Here is a 25,709-nt window from a genome sequence, read left to right as displayed (position 1 = left end):
AAACTACCTTCCGTAGCTTCCATACCATCTAAATTTGAAAACATTCCATCTATAGACCAAGCCTCTTTACTGTCTCTTTTATCATAAATATACGTATAAACACCTTTTACATTTTTTATATTGTTTACTTTATCAAAGGTTTCCTTTGATACATTGTAATAATTTTTTCCATGCGGTGCTTTCATAATATCATCAAAGCTAAAATTCTCTATTTCTTCTTTCATTATAAAATTAAATGTAAGAAGTCCTTGAAGTGCTTCCCCATAATTATTCAATTTAAAAGGCTTAGAATCTATTACCACTAAATATTCTTTATTATAATTATTTAAATCCTTCCCCTTTGTATCAAACAACATATATTTCATATCACTAATTACTTCTGTCTGATGATTCATATAATTAGATGTAACTTGTTCCGTGGGCATAACCTGTAGAAAATATAATCTTATTGATAACATCAAAAATATTATTATAAAAAATATCCTTATATACTTTGCCCTTGTTTTTAAACTTCTCAAAAAAAACACCTCCATTGGTAATTATAACCAATGGAGGTTTTTTTATTCTTATCTTTGTAAGGTATCCTTAACTTTTGAAACCAATATATCTATCGCTACTTTATTGTGTCCACCTTCTGGAACAATTATATCTGCATATCTCTTTGTTGGCTCTGTAAACTGCATGTGCATTGGTCTAACAATATCTAAGTATTGATCAACAACTGAGTCAACTGTTCTTCCTCTTTCTTCTATATCTCTTTGAAGTCTTCTTAATATTCTTATATCAGCATCAGTATCTACATATACTTTTATGTCTAAAAGATCTCTTATTCTTTCATCTTCTAATATAAGTATTCCTTCAACTATTATTATTTCTTTTGGATTAACTAAAACTGTTTCTTCTACTCTATTATGTATAGTAAAATCATAAATTGGCTTTTGTATAGCTTCACCATCTATTAAAGATTTTAAATGTGAAATTAAAAGCTCATTATCAAATGCTCTTGGATGATCGTAGTTAGTTTTAGTTCTTTCCTCCATAGTTAAATGATTTTGACTTTTGTAATATGCATCTTGTTGAATCATTGCTATACAATCTTCACTAAAGCTATTAAATATAGCATCTGCAATTGTACTCTTTCCTGATCCTGTTCCACCAGTTATTCCTATTAATATTGGTCTGTTCATTAGTTATCCTCCTTATTTTAAAAACTAATTATAATTTAGTCTCTATCTCTATGTTATTTTTAGCTTTTATTAACATATCATTTTTTTGTAATGGCGTATCCACCTTTACTGAAAACATCATATGTGCTCTATTAGCAACATCTGTTTTAACCTTTTTATCTAAGTCAAACATTTCTGTTAATGTAACATTAAAGTTATCTGTATAAGCTCTTAAGATATCTACCTTGTCGCCTTCAAACACTCTGTTCTTTTGCATTATAGTAGCTACTTTAGTCTCTTCATCATATTCTTTAACTATTCCTACTATATCATAATCTCTTATATATGAGCTTTCATCATAATTTTGCTCTCCCATTTTTCCAAAATAGAATCCTGAGTGATATGGTCTATGACTAACCTTTAAAAGAATATCCATCCATTCTTGCTTGAATCTATATCCTTCTGGATTTTCAAAGTAACTATCAATAGCTTCTCTATATGCTTTTACAACAGATGCTACATAAAACTCACTTTTCATTCTTCCTTCAATTTTAAAGGAATCTATTCCACTTTGTATAAGCTCTGGAATATGCTTTATCATACAAAGGTCTTTTGCATTCATTATATATGTTCCTTGGTCATCTTCAAGAACTGGATAATATTCATTTGGTCTTGTTTCTTCTACTAAGTAATATTTGTATCTACAAATATTTGCACAAGTTCCTTTATTAGCATCTCTACCTATTAGATAGTTTGATATTAAACATCTTCCTGAATAAGCCATACACATAGAACCATGTATAAATGTTTCTATCTCACATTTTGCTGGTAAATGTTCTTTAAATCCTTTAATTTCATTTAAAGTCATTTCTCTTGCTAAAACTATTCTAGTACATCCTTGGTCATACCAAAACTTTGCAGTTCTCCAGTTTACAACATTTGCTTGAGTACTTACATGTACCTCAAGGTCTGGTGCAACTTCTCTTGCTATTGCAATAATCCCTGGATCTCCAACAATAATTGCATCTATTCCTGCTTTTTCTATACTTTTTATATATTCTTCAATTCCGTTAAAATCAAAATTACGTGGGAATACATTCATAACTAAGTAGATTTTTCTACCTCTATCATGACAGTATTTTACTCCCTCTTCCATTTCTTCATTTGTAAAATTTCCAGCAAAAGCTCTTAAGTTAAGTTTGCTTCCACCTATATATACAGCATCTGCTCCAAAATCTATTGCTATTTTAAGCTTCTCAAGATTTCCAGCTGGTGCTAAAACTTCTGGTTTTTTCATAAAACTACCTCCTTCTTGTTATTGCAATTCCATCTCCCATAGGTAATACTGATGTTACTAAAGTCTCATCATTATTAACCATTTCTAAGTAAGATCTCATTCTCTTAACAATTGTTATTTTTCTTCTCTTAACTAATTCTTGTGATGGAACCATTCCTCTAAATAATACATTATCCGCTATAATGATTCCATCATTTTTTAAAAGTCTTAAACAGTGAGGTAAAAAATGATTATAATGTCCTTTTCCTGCATCCATAAATATTAAATCAAATTCTTCATCTAAATTCTCTAGTATTTCTAGACAATCCCCTTCTAGAATCTGAATTTTATCTGATAATTTTAGCCTTTCAATATTTTTCTTGGCTAAAATAACCATTTCTTCACTTCTTTCAATTGTTTTAATTTCTGGCTCTGTTTTTGAAGCTTCGTACATTAATGTTGCAGAGTATCCTATAGCAGTTCCAAGTTCTAATATTTTAAGAGGCTTTTTCATTCCCACCATAAATTCTAAAAATTTAGCTGTTTCTTTTTGAACTATAGGCACACCATTTTCTTTTGCAAAGTCTTCAAGTTCCTTTGTCATTCCAGTGCTCTCACCTATTAAACCTCTTAAATACTCTTCCATATAATCATAAGTTATTCCGCTCATATATACCTCCAAAATTTGTTAATTATTTATTTTCTTTATTGTATATTTCTTTCTGTTTTAAGAATTCTTGATAAGAATTTGTAAAGAAATGTTCATTTGGTCCGTTTAAAATGTAATATAAATAATTTGTATTAGCTGGTGCCATAGCAGCTTCTAGTGCTTCTATGCCTGGGTTACATATAGGTCCTATTGGTAATCCTTTATACTTATATGTATTGTATGGTGAGTCTATTTTTAAATCTTTATAATAAACTTTATCCACATGTTTACCCATTGCATAAATAACTGTTGCATCCATTTGTAATGGCATATTAGCTTTTATTCTGTTATCTATTACAGATGAAACATTCTTCATATCTTTAAGTGTTTTAGCTTCCCCTTGAATTACTGAAGCTTTAGTAACTACTCCATCAATTTGATCTTCTTTAAGTGTAACACCAGTTGCCTTCTCAGCTTTTTTTAAACTTATTTGGAACGTATTTAACATTGTTTTTATTACGTTATCTGGTGTTTCCCCTCTATTGAACTCATATGTGTCTGGGAATAAGTATCCCTCTAATGCATATCTTCTTCCTTTTACATTTTTCACATAAGATGGAAGTGGATATTTTTCTAAGGCACTTATAAATTGTTCTTTTGAGAATAATCCAAGATTTTGGAATGTATCCGCTATTTTATCAACTGTATACCCTTCTGGTATTACAACTTTGATAGTATCTTGTGTATTTAAAATATTTATAAACTGATCTAAAGTTACATCATTTTTTATAGTATATTCTCCTGGTGTAATTTTAGGCGTTATTCCCATAACCTTTACATATGCCTTTACAACAGTTTCATTCTTCATTAGTCCTGAATTTCTTAAATCATCTAAGACACTGTAAAAACCTTCTCCACCTTTAATAGTTATGTTAACATTCCCATTAGATGTAAATGGTTTTTTAATTACTGAATATGCATATCCACCTACTCCTGCAATTATTAATATAACAATTATGACAATTCCTATTATTATCTTTTTCAAGTGCTTTTTTAAGTATTCCATAAAAACCCCCTGTATATAAAAGTAAATAGCCTAGTATTAGGCTATTTACTATATTATAATACTTTCTACAAAGTTTATAAAGTTTATTTTAAACTACTTGCTTCTATTTAATCTCTTTCTTTGGTTAGGGTCAAGAATTGATTTTCTCATTCTTATAGTTTGTGGAGTAACCTCAACTAATTCATCACTATTAATGAATTCTAAAGCTTGCTCTAAAGTCATTTCGATTGGTGGTACTAATTTTAAAGCATCATCAGCTCCTGATGATCTTGTATTAGTAAGTTTTTTACCTTTACATACGTTTATGTCTAAGTCGTCTGCTCTTCCACAAACACCAACGATCATACCTTGATATACTGGAACTCCTGCTCCTATAAATAATGATCCTCTTTCTTGTGCATTGAATAATCCGTATGCTATAGAATCACCTTGTTCAAATGATACGATTGATCCTCTACTTCTTCCTGGGATTTCTCCTTTGTAAGGTGCATATCCATGGAATACGTGGTTCATGATTCCATTACCTTTAGTATCAGTCATGAATTCGTTTCTGAATCCGATAAGTCCTCTAGCTGGGATTACGAATTCTAATCTTGTATATCCGTTAACAGCTGATGTCATATTAACCATTTCACCTTTTCTTGGTCCCATTTTTTCCATTACAGGTCCCATGAACTCTTCAGGTACATCAATAGTTAAGTATTCCATAGGCTCTACTTTTTTACCATTCTCTTCTTTGAAGATAACGTTAGCTTTTGATACTTGTAATTCATATCCTTCTCTTCTCATAGTTTCTATAAGAACTGATAAGTGTAATTCTCCTCTTCCTGATACTTCGAAACAGTCTGGAGTTATTTCTCTTACTCTTAAACTTACGTTAGTTTCAAGTTCTTTCATTAATCTGTCTCTTAAGTGTCTTGAAGTTATGAAGTCTCCTTCTTGACCTGCATATGGTGAATCATTAACCATAAAGTTCATGCTTAATGTTGGCTCATCAATTTCAACAAATGGAAGTGCTTCTGGTTCTTGAGTATCTGCAATAGTTTCTCCGATGTTTGAATCTAAAACACCAGCTAAAGCAACGATATCTCCCATTCCAGCTTCTTCTGTTTCAACTCTCTTTAATCCGTCATATACGAATAATGCACTTACTCTGTAGTTTGAGCTAGTTCCATCTTTTCTTAAAAGAGTAACTTGTTGGTTTTTCTTAACCATTCCTCTGTGAATTCTTCCAAGAGAAATTCTTCCAACATATTCATTTGAATCTAATGTTGTAACTAACATTTGAAGTGGAGCATCCATATATCCTTCTGGACAATCAACTTTAGCTAAGATAGTTTCAAATAAAGGAATCATATCTTCATTTGTATCTTCTACTTCGTATCTTGCAAATCCATTTCTTGCTGATGCATATATGATTGAGAAATCTAATTGCTCATCATTAGCACCTAATTCTAAGAATAATTCAAATACTTCATCAATAACAGCCTCTGGTCTAGCATCTGGCTTGTCAATTTTGTTTATAACAACTATTGGTTTAAGTCCTAATTCTAAAGCTTTCTTTAAAACGAACTTAGTTTGTGGCATTGGCCCTTCATATGAGTCAACAACTAATAGTACTGAGTCTACCATTTTAAGTACACGCTCAACTTCTCCACCGAAATCTGCGTGTCCTGGAGTATCAACTATGTTTATTTTTACATCTTTATATTTGATTGATGTGTTCTTTGAAAGGATTGTAATCCCTCTTTCTTTTTCTAAGTCATTTGAGTCCATTACTCTTTCTTCAATTTTTTCATTTTCTCTAAATGTATGACTTTGTTTAAGTAATGCATCAACTAATGTAGTTTTACCATGGTCAACGTGCGCAATAATCGCGATATTTCTTATATCTTCTCTTTTAATTAGTTCCATTTTTTATTCCTCCATTTTTTAGCTTTACTCATTCTGTAAAAAATATATGTAAACCTATAACTTTTTTTTTCAAAAAGAAAATTGGATACACTCGTACCCAATTTCTCACACTACTTTATATTCTAATATGGACTTAACGAAAAGTCAATATAAATACATTTCTAAATTAAACTTTAATTCTCTATATTTCCATAATTATAGGTAAAATCATAGGTTTTCTCTTAGTTTTTTCATATAAATAATTTCTAAGTTCGTCTCTTATTTTACCTTTTATTGTAGACCAGTCAGTAATTCTGTTTTCTTCACAGCCAGCTAAAACATTTTTAACAATATCTCTTGCTTCATCCATTAAGCCTTCTGACTCACGAACATAAACAAATCCTCTTGATATAATATCTGGTCCTGCAATAACAGATGCACTTTCTCTGTCTAATGTAACTACAACTGTTAAAATACCATCTTGTGAAAGATGTTTTCTATCTCTTAAAACAATATGTCCTACATCTCCAACTCCTAATCCATCAACTAAAATTTGTCCTGATGTAACCATTCCATTCTTTCTTATAGAATTTCTTGTTACTTCAATAACTCCTCCTGTTTCTGGTATTACAAAGTTTCTTTCATTTAATCCAACTTTAACTGCAAGCTCTGCATGTTGTTTTAAATGTCTATATTCACCATGTACAGGTATAAAGAATTTAGGTCTTATTATAGTTTGCATAAGCTTTAATTCTTCTTGACAAGCATGCCCTGATACGTGAACATCTTTTTCTGCTCCATAAATAACTTCAGCACCTTTTTTAGATAAAAGATTTATTACTTTTGAAACATGTTTTTCATTTCCTGGTATTGGTGTAGCTGAAAGAATTACTGTATCACCTTCAACAATAGTTATCTTTCTGTGCTCACCTGCTGCCATTCTTGAAAGTGCAGCCATTGGTTCCCCTTGGCTTCCTGTTGTTATAATAACAACCTCTTCATTTTTGTATTTTGCAGTTTGGTCAATAGTTATTAGAGTCCCCTCACTTACGTTAAGATATCCAAGTTCTACTGCTACTTGAAGTATATTTTCCATACTTCTTCCTGAAACTGCTACCTTTTTGCCATACATTTCTGCTGCATTAATTATTTGTTGAACACGATGAATATTTGATGCAAATGTTGCAACTATTATTCTTCCTTTTGCTTTTACAAATAATCTTTGAAGAGTTTCACCAACTATGCTTTCTGATTTAGTATATCCTGGTTTACCAACATTTGTTGAATCAGCCATCATAACTAAAACACCTTTTCTTCCAAGTTCTGCAAGTCTTGCAAAATCTGTTCTTCCTCCATCTATTGGTGTATGGTCAATTTTAAAATCTCCTGTGTGTAGTACAACTCCAAGTGGTGTGTGTACTGCAATCGCTACTGAATCCGCGATAGAGTGAGTTGTTTTTATAAACTCAACTGTTACACTCTCTAACTTCACTTTATCTCTTGGTTTTACTACGTTTAACTCAGTTGTTGCTAATAATCCGTGCTCTCTAAGTTTTGTTTCTACTATTCCAAGAGTTAATTTTGTTCCATATATAGGTACATTAAGTTGCTTTAAGAAATATGGTAATGCTCCTATATGGTCTTCATGTCCGTGAGTTAAGAATATCCCTCTAACCTTTTCTTTATTTTTCATTAGATATGATATATCTGGAATTACTATATCAACTCCGTACATATCTACATCAGGAAATTTAAGTCCACAGTCTACGATAACTATATCTTCTTTGTACTCGATAACTGCAATATTTTTCCCAATTTCATCTATTCCACCTAAAGGAATAATCTTAACCTTAGCTCTTTCTGTTTTCATACTTCCCCTCCTTTTTTATTCTTTAGTTAAATTTCATTCTTACCCTAAGAATAATGTTTAACTATTTTTCTTTTGACATTCAATACAAGTCCCATAGAATTTTAAACTATGATCCTTGATTTTAAATTTATATTTATTCTCAACTCGTTCCTCAAGTTGATCTAATAAATCTTCTTCAACCTCAAATACTTTGTTACATTCATTGCATATTAAATGATGGTGTCTATGTTCTTCATCATCATGAACAATTTCATATCTGCTACATCCATCACTTAAATCTAATCTTGATAAAAGGCTTATATCTTCTAATAAGATTACTGTTCTATAGACAGTTGCAAGTCCTATCTCTGGGCAATCTTTTTTCACTTCATCATAAATTTCTTCAGCAGTCATATGCTTTCCTTCATTTTTAATGATAGTATCTACGATTGCTCTTCTTTGAGGCGTTAATTTATAACCTTTTTGCTTTAAGCTTTCCTTTAATTCTTGCATATCAACTGAAACACTATTTCTCATACAAACACCTCACTTATACTTATACTTTTATTCTTCTTCGTCTTGCATAAGTAAGCTATATGCTTCTTCCACCATAGCAAATTCAGCATCATTTTCAATAGTAACTAATTCTTCGTTACCATCTTCATCTTTTAATACTTTAAATACTACTGCTTCTTCTTCTCCATCTTTAATTGCAATAACATATTCTGAGTTTATGTCATCTACTTTTAAAAATGTAACTACCTCTAATCTTTCTTCATTTCCATTTTCGTCAATTACTTCTATGAATTGTACATCATTTTGCATTTTAATTTCTCCTTTTTTTCTTATATTTTATATCATATTGTTAATTAAAGTTTTCTCATAATTATTTAGATATTCTGTCTAAATAGCCTTGTAAAATATACGTTGCTGCAACCTTATCAACAATTTTTTTCCTTTTACTTCTTGAAAGATCCGCCTCAAGCATTGCTCTATGTGCTGCAACTGTTGTTAATCTTTCATCCCAATATATTATTTCTAATCCTATCTCTTGTTCTAATAGGGCAGAAAATTCTTTTATTTTTTCTCCTGCAAAACCTATTGATCCATCCATATTTTTAGGAAGTCCAACTACTATCTTTTCTACAGTATATTCATCACAAATCTTTTTAACCTCTAAAACATCTTGTGCACGTTTAACTCTTCTTATTGTTGTTATCCCTTGTGCGGTAAATCCTAAAGGATCTGAAATTGCAACTCCTACTGTTTTTTGGCCGATATCTAAACCTAATATTCTCATATTGCCTCCCTAATTTCTAAAAAATAAAAGTGCCCACAATAGGGCACTTTTTTATTTTATCTCTAAATAAGATTTTATAACTTCTTCAAGAATTTCATCTCTCTCAAGTTTTCTTACTAAAGCTCTTGCTCCATTGTAATTTGTAATGTAAGTAGGGTCTCCTGATATCAGATATCCAACAAGCTGATTTATAGGATTATACCCTTTTTCATGAAGTGAGTTATACACTTCGCTTAAAATTGCTTTTGTTAATGCTTCTTTATTTTTTAATAAATCGAATTGCATTGTGTTATCTAAATTATTACTCATATTAACCGCTGCTTTTTTCGCAGCTCCACCCCCTCACTTATATTAAGGTTTCTTGTTATACTCTTTTGTAGTATTAACATTTATTCTTTTAATATACTTCTTACTTATAATTTAATTATAACCTATATCTTTTTAAAAGTACACTACTTTACTAAACTTTGAATTACTTCATATGCTTTTTCTATTGCCTCATTTATTTTTTCTGGATTTTTTCCACCTGCTTGCGCCATGTCCGGTCTTCCACCACCGCCACCGCCTACAACAGTTGCTACTTCTTTAATTATTTTTCCACAATGTACTCCATTTCCTAAAACATCTTTTGTTGACATCCCTATAAGATTAACTTTCCCACTTGCTTTACTTAATAAAACAACTACTCCTGAACCAATCTTATTTCTTATTTTATCCCCCAAATCTCTTAATGCATTTCCATCAACTTCATCTAATGCATATACAATTGTTTTAACTCCATTTATTTCTTTCATAGAGTTTAAAATTTCATCTTCTGCACCAGCTGTTAATTTTGATTTAAGTTCTGAAATTTCTTTATCTTTTTCTTTTACTTCAGATGCTTGCCCTTGAATTTTCACTAAAATATCTTTTTCATTACATTTTAATGCAGAACATGCTTCTTTTAAAGTTTTCTCTTTGTTTTCCATATGCTCTATAGCTTTAAACCCTGTTACTGCTTCAATTCTTCTCATTCCTGCTGCAACACCTGATTCACTAACTATTTTAAATAATCCAATTTCTCCTGAATTACATACATGAGTTCCACCACATAATTCCATTGAATAATCTCCAACTTGAACAACTCTAACTTTATCTCCATATTTGTCATCAAATAAAGCCATTGCACCTTTAGTTTTAGCTTCATCCATTGTCATCTCATTTGTATCTACTGAGAATACATTCATTATTTTTTCATTTACTAAAGTTTCAACTTTTTGAATTTCTTCAAAGCTTAATCCTTGGAAATGTGTAAAGTCAAATCTTAATCTTTCATCATCAACATATGATCCTGCTTGGTTAACATGTTCTCCTAAAACAACTTTTAATGCTTTGTGTAACATATGTGTTGCTGTATGGTTTTTACAGATATTTTTTCTTCTTAATAAATCTACCTTTAATGTAGCAGCATCAGAAACCTTAACTTCACCTTCTAATACTTTAACATAATGGATTACTTTTCCACCTACATTGTTTTTAGTATCATAAACTGCTAATTTAAAGTTTTCACCTTCTATAGTTCCTTTATCTCCAACTTGACCACCCATCTCTGCATAGAAAGTTGTTTTATCAGTAACTACAAAACCTTTTTCACCTTGGACTAAGCTTTCTCTAACTTCTTCATCAGTTCCTAAGAAAAGAATTTTTCCTTCAATTTCAGTTTTAATATATCCATCAAATTCAGTTTCAATATCTCCAGGTACACTGTTTATTGGTGAATTTTCTCCACCCATGTAAGTGAATTCTCCTCTAGCACTTCTAGCTCTTTCTCTTTGCATATTCATTTCTTTATCAAATGCATCTTTATCTATAGTCATAGATTTTTCTTCTAAAATCTCTTCTGTTAATTCATAAGGGAATCCAAAAGTATCATAAAGTTTAAATGCTTTTTCTCCACTTAAAACAGTTTCTTTAGCTTCTACCATTTCAGCAATATATCCATTTAAGATTCCCATTCCTGAGTCAATAGTTTCATTAAATCTTTCTTCTTCAAGAGTTATTATCTTTTTAATGTAATCATTCTTTGAAATTAATTCATCATATTCAACACCATAATTATCTACTACAGATTGAACCACTTCATTTAAGAATATTCCTTTTATTCCTAATACTCTTCCATGTCTAGCAGCTCTTCTAAGAAGTCTTCTTAAAACATATCCTCTACCTTCATTGCTTGGTTGTACTCCATCGCAAATCATCATAGTAACACTTTTAACATGGTCAGTAATTATTCTTAAAGATATATCCTTTGAATTATCTTCTCCATATTTAACACCAGATAATTTTGATACTGTTCCTAATATATTTTTAACTGTATCAATTTCAAATATATTATCTACACCTTGCATAATTGTTGCAATTCTTTCAAGCCCCATTCCTGTATCGATGTTTGGATTAGCTAATCTTTCATAGTTTCCTTTTCCATCTCCATCAAATTGAGTGAAAACTAAGTTCCAAAATTCTATTATTCTATCATTATCACTTTCTTGTACAAACTCCTCAGCTGAAGTTACTACTCCATTTTCTGGCTTTTTATCAAAGTGAATTTCTGTACATGGTCCACAAGGTCCTGCACCATGCTCCCAGAAGTTATCTTCTTTTCCAAGTCTAAAGATTCTACTCTCATCTATATCAGTAGATTTTTTCCAAATTTCAAAAGCTTCATCATCTTCTAAATAGATAGTTACATATAATCTATCTTTTGGAATTTCTAATTCTTTTGTTATAAACTCCCATGCCCATGGAATAATTTCTTCTTTAAAGTAATCTCCAAAAGAAAAGTTTCCAAGCATTTCAAAGAAAGTTCCATGTCTTGATGTTTTTCCTACATTCTCAATATCACCTGTTCTAATACATTTTTGACATGTAGTTATTCTTTTTCTTGGTGGCTCTTGAAGCCCTGTAAAATATGGCTTTAAAGGTGCCATACCTGCATTTATTAATAAAAGACTTTTATCATTCTTTGGTACAAGTGAAAAACTTTTTAGTCTTAAATGCCCCTTGCTTTCAAAAAATTTTAAATATGCTTCTCTTAAATCATTAGTTCCTGTAAATTTCATTTTCTTACCTCCATTAAACTTTCCAGTATATTAAAAAAGTTTCCGTCACTTGCATTATACAAGGGACGAAAACATAAATTTCCGCGGTACCACCCTATTTATGTAGTTTAAAACTACATCACTTAAAAAATAGACTCCTAGGTAGCTTCAATTTATCTAAATTAAAAGTTTTCACCAACCACTTTCTCTCTAAAAATTTAGCTTTAAATTTACTCATCCTAATCTTTGCCTAAAATATTAACAACTAACAAAATTATATTTTATATATTTTCTTCTGTCAATATTCATCTTTTTATTTTAAAAAATATAATAATTAATATCCTCATATAAAACCTTTATAATAACTGCTATTGGTATTATAAATATCATACCTACTACCCCACCTAACTTTTCTCCAATTATAAGCAATAAAATTATTAGCATTGGATGAAAATCAGTACTATCTGCCGTTATCTTAGGTGCTATTAAATTTCCTTCTATTTGTTGTATCACAAATATCCCAACTATAGTCCAAATAGCCAAATTAGGTGATTCTATAAAAGCTACAAAAACTGCTGGAATTGCTCCAAACAAAACTCCAAAGTAAGGAACAATATTAAACACCCCATTGATAAGTGCTAAAATAAATGCAAACTTTAATCCTACTGCTCCAAAGAAAGTAAATGAAAGAACCGTGGTTATAAGACATAAAACCAACTGGCTTACTACATATCTTTGTAGTAAAACATTAATATCTTTAGATATTTTTCTTAAAAGTTCTCTTTTATTAATAGGAATAATCATATAAAAAGTATTGCTTATTTTTTCTCCATCACTTAAAAAATAATAAGCTATTATAGGTACTATAATGTATGAAATTATATTTTTAGATATTTCAATAACACAATCTAAGCTTTTATATGAAAGTGCTACCAAAAATGCCCATACCTTATTACTCATCTCCTCATATACTGTTGTTACAACTGAGTTATTAGTTAATTTTAATTTTTCTTCCATTTGCATAAAATATGTATTTAACGTTTCAAATATTTCTCCTATATGTCCCATTTCATCAATGAGCTTTGGTATTGTGATAACTGTAAACAACACTATAAATAAACTTAAAGATATCAAAATCAATAAACTACTAATTCTTTTAGATAAGTTAAAACACCTCATAATCAAATCTCTAAGTGGTTTTAATACATATGCTATAATTCCAGAAATAAGGATTAAATTTATTGTTTCGCTTATTATCAAAACTTTATTATAAAGAAATATAGTTGCGATAATAACTAATATAGCGCACCCTAAAAATAAAATCTTTTTATTTAATCTTATTTTTCTCATAAAATTTATCCTCCATTCCTTTTATCATAATTTTAAGTTCTATTTTCTCACAACCTATATATATAATAAACTTCTCTCCTAAAATACAATCATCTAAAAGAAGAACTCTTTTTCCTCTCATTACTTTTTCAATTATTCCTGTTGATACTATTAGCCCACAAATTCGATTACTCTCTCTCTCAATAATCAAATCTTCAAACACACCAATCATATTTCCTTCTAAATTTAATATCTCTAGCTTTCTTATATCTTTAAAATATAGCCCCTTTTTACTTTTCATTTTTTCTATAATAATATGTTCATCAATAGATATTACATCCTCAATATCCAAGAAATTTTTCTTTGATAAAAAACTCACTAAAGACACTTTAAATCCACAAATCTTTCCCTTATAAAAATCTATCGCTAAATCCTCAATAATTCCAATATACTTTCCTTCTTTTGTATAAACCTTTTTCATATAAAAAAATTTACTTCTAATCATATTCTCTTCTCCTCTTTTAATACCATTATTTTTACCAATAACCATTTTAATATTCATAATACTTTTTTTAAATTTTATGTTAATAAAGATTAAAAATGTTTTTTTTTTCAATAAAAAGTTGTATACTACAGTAAACTAAACTCGAAAGAAGGTTTTATTATGAATTTTACTATTATTTTGATTCCAATAATTTTTATTTGTGTCGGTATTATTAGTATTTTTTCTGCCCCTTATTTAAAACCCAATAATGCTATTGGTTTTAGGACTAAAGCTTCTAAAAAAAATAACGACTCATTTATTTATGCAAACAAACATATGGGGATTTTCTTTATCGTTTCTGGAATTTTAGCATTAGTTCTTGATTTCATTTGTTATACATTTTTTAAAACTTTCACAAGAACTTCTTTTTTGATTCCTTTATTCGCACCTATAATTTCAATACCTTTTATGTTTTATATAGAATTTAAACTTAAAAAGAATTTCTAAAAGAAAAAAACTCGCTTTCGCGAGTTTTTTAATTAAAATCTTTTATTTTCCAATACCTTCAATTACTCCGCCACCTACTACGATTTCTCCATCGTAAAAAACAACTGATTGACCTTTTGTTATAGCTCTTTGATTATCTTCAAATACAACTTTAACTCTTCCATCTTTTAACGGCATTATTGTAGCCGGTGCTGGTTTTGCAGCATATCTTACTTTAGCTTGAACCTTCATTTCCTCTTCTAAAGTATCAAAAGGTATAAAGTTAACATCTGATGCAATAAGAGTATTTCTAAATATTTTTTCTTCTGAACCTAGTATTACTCTATTTCTCTTTGCATCTATTCCCGTAACAAACACTGGTTTTCCTAGAGCTAATCCAAGTCCTTTTCTTTGTCCTATAGTATAATACACTATTCCTTTATGTCTACCTAAAACATTTCCCTTTTCATCAACAAAATCTCCAGGTATTACTTCTTTTGGTCTAGCTTCTTTTATATATCTTCCATGATCGTTATCATGAATAAAACAAATTTCTTCACTATCTTTTTTATTATGCACAGCAAGACCTATTTCTTTTGCTATCTCTCTTATTTTATCCTTTGTATATTCACCACAAGGCATAAGAGTATGAGCTAATTGATCTTGTGTAAAATTATATAAAGCATATGTTTGATCTTTTCTATCATCATCCGAACGAATTAAAAGATGTCTTCCATCTCTTTCTTCAATTTTAGCATAGTGTCCTGTTGCTACATATTCAGCACCAATCCCTCTAGCTTTTTGAAGTAATTCATCAAATTTAAGATACTTATTACAAGCAATACAAGGGTTTGGAGTTTTTCCATCAATATATTCTTGAACAAAATAATCAATTACTTTTTCTTTAAATGATTTTCTAAAGTTAAAAACATAAAAAGGAATATCTAATCTTTCCGCAACTCGTCTAGCGTCTTCAACAGCTGAAAGTGAGCAACAACCACCTTCTCTTTCCTCAAATTCATTGTCTTCTTGCCAAACTTGCATAGTTATTCCTATTACATCATATCCTTGCTCTTTTAAAAGGTAAGCAGCGACGGAGCTATCTACTCCGCCGCTCATACCTACAACCACTTTAGGTTTTGTCATACTATTCGTCTCCATGTACGTGGTCGTGTAATGCATCATGATCTGTTTCTTCAAAGTCCCAAGCTCCAAGCCCAGCTTTTTCTCTATAATCATTGATTGCTTTGTGTATTGCTTCTTCAGCTAATACTGAACAGTGCATTTTTACTGGTGGAAGTCCATTTAAAGCTTCTGCAACAGCTTTATTACTTAAATCCCAAGCTTCTTCTAAAGACTTTCCTATAATCATTTCAGTTGCCATTGATGATGATGCTATAGCTGATCCACATCCGAATGTTTCAAATTTTGCATCTTTAACAATATTGTCTTCGATTTTTAAGTAAACTCTCATAATGTCTCCACATTTAGCGTTTCCTACTTCTCCAACTCCATCTGCATTTTCCATAAATCCTACGTTTCTTGGATTTCTAAAGTGATCCATAACTTTATCTGTATATATCATATTTCTTATCTCCTTTTTCTTTAATTATTTATTTCCGTTTTTAATAAAATCTGTCCATAATGGTGACATCTTTCTTAATCTTTCAATGATTGGAGGTAATGTTTCTATTACATAGTCAACATCCTCTTCAGTTGTTCCATCACCTAAAGTTAATCTTAATGAACCATGTGCTTTCTCATGAGGTAACCCTATAGCTAAAAGAACGTGTGATGGATCTAAGGATCCTGAAGTACAAGCACTTCCACTTGATGCACAAACTCCTTCAAAATCTAATGATAGTAATATTGATTCTCCTTCAATAAATTCAAATCCAATATTTACATTTGCAGGAAGTCTTTTTTCTCCTCTAGGTCCATTTAATTTTGAATATGGAATTTCTAAAATCCCATCTATTAATTTGTCTCTAAGTTTAGTCATTTTAGCGATATGATCATCTAAATTTTCTGTAGCTAATTCAATAGCTTTTCCAAGTCCTACTATAGAAGCTATATTTTCTGTTCCAGCTCTTCTATTTCTTTCTTGACCACCACCGTGGATTAAATTGTGTATTCTAACACCTTTTTTAATATAAAGAACTCCTATTCCTTTTGGTCCATAAATTTTATGTCCTGCTAATGATAAAAGATCAATATTCATCTCTTTAACATCAATTTTCACATTTCCAATTGCCTGAACTGCATCTGTGTGGAATAACACTCCTCTTTCTTTACATATAGCTCCAATTTCTTTAACTGGTGCAATTGTTCCAATTTCATTATTAGCAAACATTATGCTTACTAATATTGTTTTATCAGTAATAGCATTTTTTAAGTCTTCTAAATTTATAAATCCTTCATCATTTACATCTAAATATGTAACTTCATAACCATTCTTTTCTAAATATTCACATGTGTGCAATACTGCATGGTGCTCAGTTTTAGCTGTTATAATGTGGTTTCCTTTGTTTTTATAAGCTCCTGCTATTCCTTTTATTGCCCAGTTATCAGCTTCAGATCCACCACCTGTAAAATAAACTTCGTTCATTTCACAATTTAATGCTTTAGCAACTTGCTCTCTTCCTTTATCTATCGCCATCTTTGTTTCTCTTGATGGTCCATAAAATGATGATGGATTTCCAAATTTCCCTGTAAAATAAGGTAACATTTCCTCTAATACTTCTGGTTTAACATATGTTGTTGCAGCATAGTCCATATATACTGTTCTCATTTAACTTCACCTCTAAATTTCTAATTTTAATTTTGAATTTTTTTCTTGAATTTCTTTATAATCATTTACTATATCTTGAAGAGTTACGCCTTCCATAACTTCATCTATACTTTCTTTTATCCTTTTCCATAACATTCTAGTTGCACAACAATCAACATTATCACAGGCAACTCCATCTATACAATCTGCTATTTCAATAGGACCTTCTAATATATACATAATATCAGCAACAGTTATATCCTTAGGTTCTTTATTTAAAACATATCCTCCTTGTGCACCTCTTATACTTCTTATAAGCTTTGCTTTTCTAAGTGGACTAAATAATTGTTCTAAATAATACTCTGATATATGTTGTCTTTTTGATATTGTTTTTATTGATACTGGAGATTCACCATAATTTACTGCTAAATCTACCATTGCTTTTACTCCGTATCTTCCTTTTGTTGATAATTTCATCACGTCACCCCTTAAAGTAGAGTAAGATACTACGATTTATGTTTATATCTTAGCAAATCACTCGGTTATTGTCAATAAACTTATGTGAATATTCTTTAAAGTTTATTTAATATTTTTCCAATACCTTTCTAAAGTATCTTCATATTTATTCTTTCCTGGCTTGTAATATTTTTTCTCATTTATTTCTTTTGGCAAATATTGTTGTTTCACGTAACTATTCTCATAATCGTGTGGATACTTATATCCACCTACACCTAAGCTTTTCGCTCCACTATAATGAGCATCCTTCAAATGATTTGGTACATCTCCAACATTTAACCTTTCAATATCATTCATAGCACTACTAATAGCCCTATATGCACTATTAGATTTAGGTAATGTTGCTAAATATATTACAAGTTCTGCAAGTATTATATTTGCTTCTGGAAAACCAACCTTTAACGAAAGTTCAATTCCTGAATTAATTACTGTAAGTGCATTTGGGTGTGCAAGACCTACATCCTCCGCTGCAATAACCGCTATACGCCTTGTTATCCCTAAAAGATTTCCTGTTTGAATCAATCTTGCAAGATAATGTACACTTGCATCCGGGTCGCTTCCACGTATACTTTTATGTAATGCACTCAATAAATTATAATACTCATCTCCACTGGTGTCACCTCTCATATGAGATTGATTTAATTCTTTAACATTTTGAATGTTAATTTCTTTTTCATACTTGCTTTGAGAATTTATTAAAAGCTCTAATATGTTATAAGCCTTCCTATAATCACCTTGGCAAATTTCGCCGATATATTCTAAAGCCTTTTCTTCATATTTAACTTTTATTCCTTCTTTAGTCAATCTATCTAATGCTTTAGTCAGTCCTACAATTATATCATCCTTTTGTAGAGGCTCAAATTTAAAAATATTACACCTACTTATTATAGCTTTATGTATTGAAAAGTATGGATTTTCTGTTGTGCTTGCAATAAGGGTTATCTTTCCTTTTTCTATAAATTCTAAAAGTGCTTGTTGTTGCTTTTTATTAAAATGTTGTATCTCATCTAAATATATTACCACACCATTATAATTCATTAAGGTATTTAAACTTTCTGTAATTTCTTGTATATCCTTTATAGATGCTGTAGTTGCATTTAATTTATAGAATTTCTTATCTACATAATTTGCCATTATATTTGCTAACGTAGTTTTTCCTGTTCCTGGTGGTCCATATAATATACAATTCGGTATATTTTTGTTTTTAATTAATTTATATAAAGGTTTATTTTTATCTAATATTTGCTTTTGCCCTACAAAATCATCAATTTCTTTTGGCCTCATCAATTCCGCCAAAGGCTCCATACTTAACACCACCTATTTCATATTTAAATATTACTATTTCACATTTTACTCTTACATCCTTATGTAATCAATACTTTCTGCATAAACTTTAAATATTTTCAAAAATAAATGGAGCCCTTTATTCTAAGTAGCTCCATATCACTTTAAAATATTATTTTACTTCTTCTTTCCATTAGGACAACATCCATCCAATCTCCATTTGGTAATTGTGCTACCCTATCTCTTATTCCTATAGTTCTAAATCCACATTTTTCATGTAATTTTAAGCTTCCAGGATTATTTCTTAATATTACTGCTTGAATACTCCAAATCCCACAATTTTCTGTTTCTTTTACCAATCCATTTAGAAGAGCCCCACCAACACCTTTTCCTTTGTAATCTTTGTCTATGTATATGCTTAATTCTACTACGCCTTTATATGCTTCTCTTGGTGATATATGTCTTATTGCTGTCCATCCGATTACTTTTTCTTCTTCACAGATTACTAATCTACATTTTTTTAAGTACATTTTATTCCAATAATCAAAATCAGGCACATCTCGTTGAAATGTTGCCCCACCTTTTATTCCATCACCATAAATCTTTTCAACTGCTTCCCAATCTTCATCAAACATCTCTCTAATATTATATTTCAACTCTTCACCTCATATTTTCATCTGTTTCAAAACTGAATAAATTATACATTACAATAATTTTATAAGTCAATGTAAATTTTATTCAATTTCAAAAGTTAAAATAATTTTTATTTAAATCATGATTTTGAAGAATAACTTTAAGGGTTTCATCATCCATATTTCTTAATATTTCATATGAAATTCCGCAATAAGTTAATCCTAATAATGGTATTCCTTTATGTTCTAAATCTAAAACATTTATTATACCCATACCTGTTAATATACAAAAATATAAAAATATATCTTCTTTTTCTAGTGCCTTTATTTTTTTCTTTATTCTTCTTGGTGTTGGTAAGACAAAAGCTTTAATTATCATATTCCCTCTCTAATTATAATTATTTCCTTTTATTATATTAGAGATTTTACTCTATTATTCCGTTTGGCTTTCTAACCTTCTAATAATATCTAACATTTTATTTTCTTTAACTTCCATATTTCCAATTGCAACAATACAATTTATCTTGTTTTCTCCTAAATCCCATTTATAAGCTTTAAACTTCATTTTGCTATACTTTGGTAAATGTTCTTCTATATCTACACCAAGCTCTTCTGCAAGAGCTACATATTCTTCAAACAATTCATCTTCATCTAACTCTTTTATATCAGATGTTTCACTAATTAACTCATCTAAATACTTTGTATCTAAAGCTAAATTAAAAGCTGCCATATCCTCTCTTTTAGTTCCTTTACTCATATCTTTTAATACTTCAAAGTCTGTATTATCTAATATAATTTTCTTTATCTCTTCTGTGTCTACTATTTTATTTCCAAATACTATATACATTTAAACCACTTCTTTCTTTTTATTCTATAGAACTACTTTAACAAATCATAGCCTAGAGTTCAATACAATTTAAATACATAATTAAAGGATACCTAAACGGCATCCTTTTTTAAAATTTTCTGAATTTTTCATATCTTCTAGAAACTAATTCTTCTGTACTATATTTTTCTAATTTCCCAAGTTCGCTAACAATACTTTTCTTTATACTATTTGCCATTTTATTTTTATTTTTATGTGCTCCACCATTTGGCTCTTTTATTATAAAATCAACTATTTTATAATTCATTAAATCTTGCGCTGTGATTTTCATCATCTCAGCTGCATCTTTTGCCTTGCTTCCATCTTTCCATAAAATAGAGGCAAAACCTTCTGGTGAAAGAATCGAATATATAGAATGTTCAAGCATTCCTATACTATCTCCAACCGCTAAAGCTAGTGCTCCTCCGCTTCCACCTTCACCTGTTATAATTGAAATTATTTTTGTTTTCAATTTACTCATTTGAAATAGATTATTTGCAATTGCTTGCCCTTGCCCTCTCTCTTCAGCATCTATCCCACAATAAGCTCCTGAAGTATCAATAAAGCATATAACCGGTCTATCAAACTTTTCTGCTTGTTTCATAAGTCTTAAAGCTTTTCTATATCCTTCTGGCTTTGGCATACCAAAATTTCTCTCTATGTTTTCTTTTGTATTTTCACCCTTAGTAATAGCTATAACAGTAACTGGCTTTCCATCTAGTAATGCAATTCCTCCAATTATAGCTTTATCATCTCCAAAATTTCTATCTCCATGAAACTCTATAAAATCTTCAAATATAGCTTCTATATAAAATTTACCTGTTGGTCTATCTTTATGCCTAGCAGTATTTACTTTTTCCCATGGAGACATAGTTTTTATAAGTCCTCTACTCATAGCGTCTTCCTCCATGAATTCTTAATATCTTATATATACAAGTTCTTAAGTCTTTTCTTTCTACTATTTTATCTACGAAACCTTTTTCTAATAAAAATTCAGCAGTTTGAAAATCTTCTGGAAGCTTTTCCTTTATAGTATTTTCTATAACTCTTCTACCTGCAAATCCTATTAAAGCTTTTGGCTCACTTAAGATGATATCACCCTCCATAGCAAAACTTGCTGTAACACCACCAGTTGTTGGATATGTTAAAACAGTTATATATAAAAGACCTTCATCACTATGTCTTGCAAGAGCTGCACTTATTTTAGCCATTTGCATTAATGAAAATATCCCTTCTTGCATTCTAGCACCACCTGATGCTGTAAATATTATTAAAGGTAACTTTTTCTTTATGCTTTCTTCTATCAATCTAGTTATTTTTTCACCTACAATGGTTCCCATACTTCCCATCATAAAATAACTATCCATTATAGCTACAGCAACCTCTAAACCATTTAGGCTTCCAATTCCAGTAACTACCGCTTCACTACTTTCTGTTGAAGCATAAGCTTTTTGTAATTTTTCATCATATCCTTTAAATTGAAGTGGATTTTCTGTAATTAGGTTTTTATCTAATTCTATAAAACTATTTTCATCTAAAAACATTTTTATTCTATCATAAGCTTTAAGTTTAAAATGACTATTACATTTACTACATACAAAATTATTTTCTTCTAAATCTCCATGATATATTATGGAATTGCAATTACTACATTTATCCCACATTCCTGATGGAATATTAGGATGAGTGATAGTTTCATTTTCTTTTAAAGTTCCATAATTTTTCTTTTTACTAAATAAATCCTTAAGCATCTATTTTTTCTCCATCTTCTCTTTTAATTTATTCCCTAAAAATCCTGTATGATAGTTTCCTTGTAAAAATTCATCCATTTCTAATATAGAGTATTGATATTCTATATTTGTTTTAACTCCACCTACTCCAAATTCACTTAAAGCTCGTTTCATTCTCATTATAGCTTCTTCTCTAGTATCCGCATAAGCGATAAGTTTTCCTATCATAGAATCATAACAATGTGGTATCTTGTAGCCACAATATATAGCTGAATCTAATCTTATTCCAAGTCCTCCTGGAATATATAATTCTGTTATTTTTCCAGGACATGGTCTGAAATCAAATTCTGGCTCTTCAGCATTTATTCTACATTCTATTGCATGGCCTTTTATTTTCACATCTTCTTGCTTTATTTTAAGTTCTAATCCACTTGCTATTTTAAGTTGTTCCTTAACTATATCAATGCCTGTTACCATTTCAGTTATAGGATGTTCAACTTGAATTCTTGTATTCATTTCCATGAAATAAAAATTATTATCTTTATCTACTAAAAATTCTATTGTCCCTGCATTTTTATAGTTTACAGCTCTTCCTGCATTTTTTGCAATTTCACCCATTTCAGATCTCAAGGCTTCATTCATCATAGATGCTGGTGCTTCTTCTAAAACTTTTTGATTTTTTCTTTGAAGAGAGCATTCTCTTTCTCCTAAATGAATTATATTCCCATAATCATCACCTAATATCTGAAATTCAATATGCTTTGGATTTTCTACAAATTTTTCTATATATAAAGTATCATCTCCAAAACATGCCATTGCCTCTGCTTTAGCAGTATTATATCCTTTTACAAATTCATCTTTATTGTAAGCGATTCTAATACCTTTTCCACCACCACCTGCGGATGCTTTTATGATAAGTGGATACCCTATTTCTTCTCCTATTTCTAGTGCATGATCTAGATTTTCAATTTTCCCTTCATATCCTGGGACTACTGGAACATTTGCTTTTTTCATAATTTCTCTTGCTCTAGATTTATTCCCCATAAGTTCAATTGATTCATAATCTGGTCCTATAAATTTTATGTTACATTCCTTACACATCTTAGCAAACTTTGAATTTTCAGATAAAAACCCAAACCCTGGATGTATAGCATCAGCTCCCGTAAGGACACATGCACTTAAAATATTAGTTATATTAAGATAACTGTCTTTTGCCATATAACTTCCTATACATATAGCTTCATCTGCAATTTGTACATGCAATGCATCTTTATCTACATCCGAATATACAGCTACAGTTAATATTCCCATCTCTCTACAAGCTCTAATTATTCTTACTGCTATTTCCCCTCTATTAGCTACTAACACTTTTTTTAACATAAAAACTCACCTATCCTATTGCAAACATTATCTCTGCTTCACAAACCTTTTTCCCATCAACGATAGCTGTTCCTTTTCCTATTCCTACAGGCCCTCTAAGCTTTACGATTTCACATGTTAATTCAAGCTTATCTCCTGGCACTACCTTTTGTCTAAACCTAACTTTATCAGCTCCAGCAAAAAGTGGAGTTTTCCCTTTAAATTCTTCTTTTGAAAGTAATGCTACTGCACCTACTTGTGCCATTGCTTCTAATATTAAAACCCCTGGCATAACTGGTTCTCCTGGGAAATGTCCGTTGAAAAACTCTTCATTTACAGATACATTTTTATAGCCTTTTATAAATTTTCCTTCTTCCATTTCCGTAATTCTATCTACTAAAAGAAATGGATATCTATGTGGTAATATTTCTTTTATTTCTTTTATATTCATCATTTTAATTAACTCTCCTTAATCTTAAATAAAGGTGTTCCATATTCTATCATGTCTCCATCTTTAACTAGAATTTCCACTATCTCACCATTAAAATCACTTTCAATTTCATTCATTAACTTCATAGCTTCTATAATGCATAAAACATCACCTTTTGAAACCTTCTTACCTAAACTAACGAATTTATCACTATCTGGTGATGGTGACGAATAGAAAGTTCCAACCATAGGAGATTTTATTACAGTTCCCTCTGTAACAGCCTCTTCTATTTTTTCTTCCACTTTAACTTCTTTTTCAATAATCTTTTCTTCTTTTACATAATTATTAAAATCTTCTTTTTTACTTATTACTTCTTTTTTTTCTTCACTTGTATTTCTAGTGAATGATTTATCTATTTTTATACTACCTTTTTCGCTTTGTATCTCTAAATAAGCTACATCTGTAGAGTTTATTAATTGGATTAATTCCTTTACTTCTCTAATATCCATAATTCCTCCTACTTTCCATTCCACTTCTTAAATAGTAACGTAGCATTATGCCCTCCAAACCCTAAAGAGTTTGTTAATGCACAATTTACTTCTGCATTTCTACCTTCATTTGGAACATAATCTAAATCACAAGCTTCATCTTTTTCTTTATATCCAATAGTTGGTGGTATAAAATCTTCCATTATTGCTTTTACACAAACAATTGACTCTATTCCTCCTGCAGCTCCTAAAAGATGCCCTGTCATTGACTTTGTTGATGATACTGGTATTTTATAAGCTAAGTCTCCAAAAGCTCTTTTTATTGCTGCTGTTTCAAACTTATCATTTAATGGTGTTGATGTTCCATGTGCATTTATATACGATATTTCTTCTTTTCCTACATTTCCTTCTTCAACAGCTAATAACATTGCTCTAGATGCTCCATCTCCATCTGGATCTGGTGAAGTTATATGATATGCATCACAAGTTGTTCCATATCCAACTATTTCGCAAAGAATGTTTGCACCTCTTTTTTGTGCATTTTCTAATGATTCTAATACTAAAATCCCCGCTCCTTCTCCCATAACAAATCCACTTCTTTCATTGTCAAAAGGAATAGATGCTCTACTTGGATCATTAGATGTATTTAAAGCTTTTAAGCTTGAAAAACCTTCTACTCCAATTTTAGTTATAGGTGCTTCAACACCACCTGCTATCATTATATCTGAATATCCATGCTTAATTTGTCTAAATGCGTCACCAATACAATTAGTTCCTGTTGCACAAGCTGTAACTACTGCAAGTGAAGGTCCTTTGAAGCCATATTTAATTGATATATTCCCTGATGCCATGTTTATTATTGCCATTGGAATAAAAAACGGACTAACTCTTTTTGATGTTTTAGTAGCCATTTTTGAAATTTCATTTTCCATAGTTTGGAATCCACCAATTCCTGAACCTACCATAACACCAACTCTAGTTTTATCTATATTTTCTAAGTCTAAACCTGAATCTTTTATTGCTTCTTCTGCTGCACATAATGCAAACTGTGAAAATCTAT

The 25,709-nt window shown here is 30.2% G+C and carries 28 protein-coding genes, 1 pseudogene and 1 other annotated feature; of the genes and pseudogenes, 1 reads left to right on the top strand and 28 read right to left on the bottom strand.

Annotation, left to right across the window (positions count from 1 at the left end; translation table 11 throughout):
• From ACRC28_RS15555 to ACRC28_RS15490, 14 genes and pseudogenes are all read right to left on the bottom strand, one after another.
• Window positions 1–518 (bottom strand): annotated as a pseudogene (locus ACRC28_RS15555) (penicillin-binding transpeptidase domain-containing protein); the annotation flags it as partial.
• Between the two features lie 48 nt (window positions 519–566).
• Entirely contained in the window at window positions 567–1,187 is a 621-nt protein-coding gene (gene udk, locus ACRC28_RS15550) for a uridine kinase (RefSeq protein ID WP_438544355.1), read from the bottom strand.
• 28 nt (window positions 1,188–1,215) lie between these two features.
• Entirely contained in the window at window positions 1,216–2,463 is a 1,248-nt protein-coding gene (locus ACRC28_RS15545; protein ID WP_438544354.1) for a peptidase U32 family protein, read from the bottom strand.
• A gap of 4 nt (window positions 2,464–2,467) precedes the next feature.
• Window positions 2,468–3,112: an O-methyltransferase gene (locus ACRC28_RS15540; protein WP_438544353.1), complete on the bottom strand. Its 645-nt coding sequence runs from the start codon at window positions 3,110–3,112 to the stop codon at window positions 2,468–2,470.
• A gap of 22 nt (window positions 3,113–3,134) precedes the next feature.
• The gene (mltG, locus tag ACRC28_RS15535) at window positions 3,135–4,157 is read right to left on the bottom strand and encodes an endolytic transglycosylase MltG (protein WP_438544352.1); all 1,023 of its coding nucleotides are present in this window, start codon (window positions 4,155–4,157) and stop codon (window positions 3,135–3,137) included.
• 93 nt (window positions 4,158–4,250) lie between these two features.
• Window positions 4,251–6,071: a translational GTPase TypA gene (gene typA, locus ACRC28_RS15530; protein WP_438544351.1), complete on the bottom strand. Its 1,821-nt coding sequence runs from the start codon at window positions 6,069–6,071 to the stop codon at window positions 4,251–4,253.
• Window positions 6,072–6,252: 181 nt separating this feature from the next.
• Window positions 6,253–7,920, bottom strand: a complete 1,668-nt coding sequence (locus ACRC28_RS15525; protein ID WP_438544350.1) for a ribonuclease J — start codon at window positions 7,918–7,920, stop codon at window positions 6,253–6,255.
• 57 nt (window positions 7,921–7,977) lie between these two features.
• The gene (locus ACRC28_RS15520) at window positions 7,978–8,436 is read right to left on the bottom strand and encodes a Fur family transcriptional regulator (protein WP_438544349.1); all 459 of its coding nucleotides are present in this window, start codon (window positions 8,434–8,436) and stop codon (window positions 7,978–7,980) included.
• Between the two features lie 27 nt (window positions 8,437–8,463).
• Window positions 8,464–8,724: a DUF1292 domain-containing protein gene (locus tag ACRC28_RS15515; RefSeq protein ID WP_438544348.1), complete on the bottom strand. Its 261-nt coding sequence runs from the start codon at window positions 8,722–8,724 to the stop codon at window positions 8,464–8,466.
• A 61-nt stretch (window positions 8,725–8,785) separates the two neighbouring features.
• Entirely contained in the window at window positions 8,786–9,199 is a 414-nt protein-coding gene (gene ruvX / locus ACRC28_RS15510; protein ID WP_438544347.1) for a Holliday junction resolvase RuvX, read from the bottom strand.
• A 51-nt stretch (window positions 9,200–9,250) separates the two neighbouring features.
• A complete protein-coding gene (locus ACRC28_RS15505) occupies window positions 9,251–9,508 on the bottom strand; it encodes an IreB family regulatory phosphoprotein (RefSeq protein ID WP_438544346.1) in 258 nt (85 codons plus the stop codon).
• A 143-nt stretch (window positions 9,509–9,651) separates the two neighbouring features.
• A complete protein-coding gene (gene alaS / locus ACRC28_RS15500; protein WP_438544345.1) occupies window positions 9,652–12,297 on the bottom strand; it encodes an alanine--tRNA ligase in 2,646 nt (881 codons plus the stop codon).
• Between the two features lie 58 nt (window positions 12,298–12,355).
• Window positions 12,356–12,532: a binding site (T-box leader), on the bottom strand.
• A gap of 62 nt (window positions 12,533–12,594) precedes the next feature.
• Entirely contained in the window at window positions 12,595–13,626 is a 1,032-nt protein-coding gene (locus ACRC28_RS15495) for an AI-2E family transporter (protein ID WP_438544344.1), read from the bottom strand.
• Complete coding sequence (locus tag ACRC28_RS15490; RefSeq protein WP_438544343.1) at window positions 13,604–14,110, bottom strand: PRC-barrel domain-containing protein; 507 nt, start codon at window positions 14,108–14,110, stop codon at window positions 13,604–13,606. The genes ACRC28_RS15495 and ACRC28_RS15490 overlap by 23 nt, the downstream gene beginning before the upstream one ends.
• Before the next feature lie 159 nt (window positions 14,111–14,269).
• Between ACRC28_RS15490 and ACRC28_RS15485 the strand changes: the two genes are divergently transcribed.
• Window positions 14,270–14,596, top strand: coding sequence for an SdpI family protein (locus ACRC28_RS15485; protein ID WP_438544342.1), 327 nt, complete (start codon window positions 14,270–14,272; stop codon window positions 14,594–14,596).
• A gap of 42 nt (window positions 14,597–14,638) precedes the next feature.
• Here the strand turns inward: ACRC28_RS15485 and mnmA are convergent, their stop codons facing one another.
• The 14 genes from mnmA to fabF all read right to left on the bottom strand — a co-directional run.
• Window positions 14,639–15,721, bottom strand: coding sequence for a tRNA 2-thiouridine(34) synthase MnmA (mnmA, locus tag ACRC28_RS15480; protein ID WP_438544341.1), 1,083 nt, complete (start codon window positions 15,719–15,721; stop codon window positions 14,639–14,641).
• 1 nt (window position 15,722) lies between these two features.
• Window positions 15,723–16,160 (bottom strand): Fe-S cluster assembly scaffold protein NifU, encoded by a 438-nt coding sequence (nifU, locus tag ACRC28_RS15475; RefSeq protein ID WP_438544340.1) that lies wholly within the window; start codon window positions 16,158–16,160, stop codon window positions 15,723–15,725.
• A 24-nt stretch (window positions 16,161–16,184) separates the two neighbouring features.
• Window positions 16,185–17,366: a cysteine desulfurase NifS gene (nifS, locus tag ACRC28_RS15470; RefSeq protein WP_438544339.1), complete on the bottom strand. Its 1,182-nt coding sequence runs from the start codon at window positions 17,364–17,366 to the stop codon at window positions 16,185–16,187.
• Between the two features lie 12 nt (window positions 17,367–17,378).
• The gene (locus ACRC28_RS15465; protein WP_438544338.1) at window positions 17,379–17,822 is read right to left on the bottom strand and encodes an RrF2 family transcriptional regulator; all 444 of its coding nucleotides are present in this window, start codon (window positions 17,820–17,822) and stop codon (window positions 17,379–17,381) included.
• A gap of 102 nt (window positions 17,823–17,924) precedes the next feature.
• Entirely contained in the window at window positions 17,925–19,166 is a 1,242-nt protein-coding gene (locus ACRC28_RS15460; protein ID WP_438544337.1) for a replication-associated recombination protein A, read from the bottom strand.
• Window positions 19,167–19,309: 143 nt separating this feature from the next.
• Entirely contained in the window at window positions 19,310–19,801 is a 492-nt protein-coding gene (locus ACRC28_RS15455; RefSeq protein ID WP_438544336.1) for a GNAT family N-acetyltransferase, read from the bottom strand.
• 88 nt (window positions 19,802–19,889) lie between these two features.
• The gene (locus tag ACRC28_RS15450) at window positions 19,890–20,156 is read right to left on the bottom strand and encodes a hypothetical protein (protein WP_438544335.1); all 267 of its coding nucleotides are present in this window, start codon (window positions 20,154–20,156) and stop codon (window positions 19,890–19,892) included.
• 54 nt (window positions 20,157–20,210) lie between these two features.
• The gene (locus ACRC28_RS15445; RefSeq protein ID WP_438544334.1) at window positions 20,211–20,624 is read right to left on the bottom strand and encodes a hypothetical protein; all 414 of its coding nucleotides are present in this window, start codon (window positions 20,622–20,624) and stop codon (window positions 20,211–20,213) included.
• A gap of 109 nt (window positions 20,625–20,733) precedes the next feature.
• On the bottom strand, window positions 20,734–21,537 hold the full coding sequence (locus ACRC28_RS15440; protein WP_438544333.1) for an acetyl-CoA carboxylase carboxyltransferase subunit alpha: 804 nt from the start codon (window positions 21,535–21,537) through the stop codon (window positions 20,734–20,736).
• Window positions 21,530–22,393 (bottom strand): acetyl-CoA carboxylase, carboxyltransferase subunit beta, encoded by an 864-nt coding sequence (gene accD / locus ACRC28_RS15435; protein WP_438544332.1) that lies wholly within the window; start codon window positions 22,391–22,393, stop codon window positions 21,530–21,532. Before accD ends, ACRC28_RS15440 begins: the two co-directional genes overlap by 8 nt.
• Window positions 22,394–23,752 (bottom strand): acetyl-CoA carboxylase biotin carboxylase subunit, encoded by a 1,359-nt coding sequence (locus ACRC28_RS15430; RefSeq protein WP_438544331.1) that lies wholly within the window; start codon window positions 23,750–23,752, stop codon window positions 22,394–22,396.
• Window positions 23,753–23,762: 10 nt separating this feature from the next.
• Complete coding sequence (gene fabZ / locus ACRC28_RS15425; RefSeq protein WP_438544330.1) at window positions 23,763–24,185, bottom strand: 3-hydroxyacyl-ACP dehydratase FabZ; 423 nt, start codon at window positions 24,183–24,185, stop codon at window positions 23,763–23,765.
• A 5-nt stretch (window positions 24,186–24,190) separates the two neighbouring features.
• Window positions 24,191–24,670, bottom strand: coding sequence for an acetyl-CoA carboxylase biotin carboxyl carrier protein (gene accB, locus ACRC28_RS15420; RefSeq protein ID WP_438544329.1), 480 nt, complete (start codon window positions 24,668–24,670; stop codon window positions 24,191–24,193).
• Between the two features lie 8 nt (window positions 24,671–24,678).
• Window positions 24,679–25,709, bottom strand: a 1,031-nt coding sequence (gene fabF, locus ACRC28_RS15415; RefSeq protein ID WP_438544328.1) for a beta-ketoacyl-ACP synthase II, incomplete at its 5' end; no start/stop codon positions are given.

Source organism: Clostridium sp. (assembly GCF_051650885.1).
Lineage (GTDB): Bacteria > Bacillota > Clostridia > Clostridiales > Clostridiaceae > Clostridium.
The sequence above is the reverse complement of the archived record's forward strand: the minus strand, read 5'-3'. Positions and strand labels throughout refer to the sequence as shown.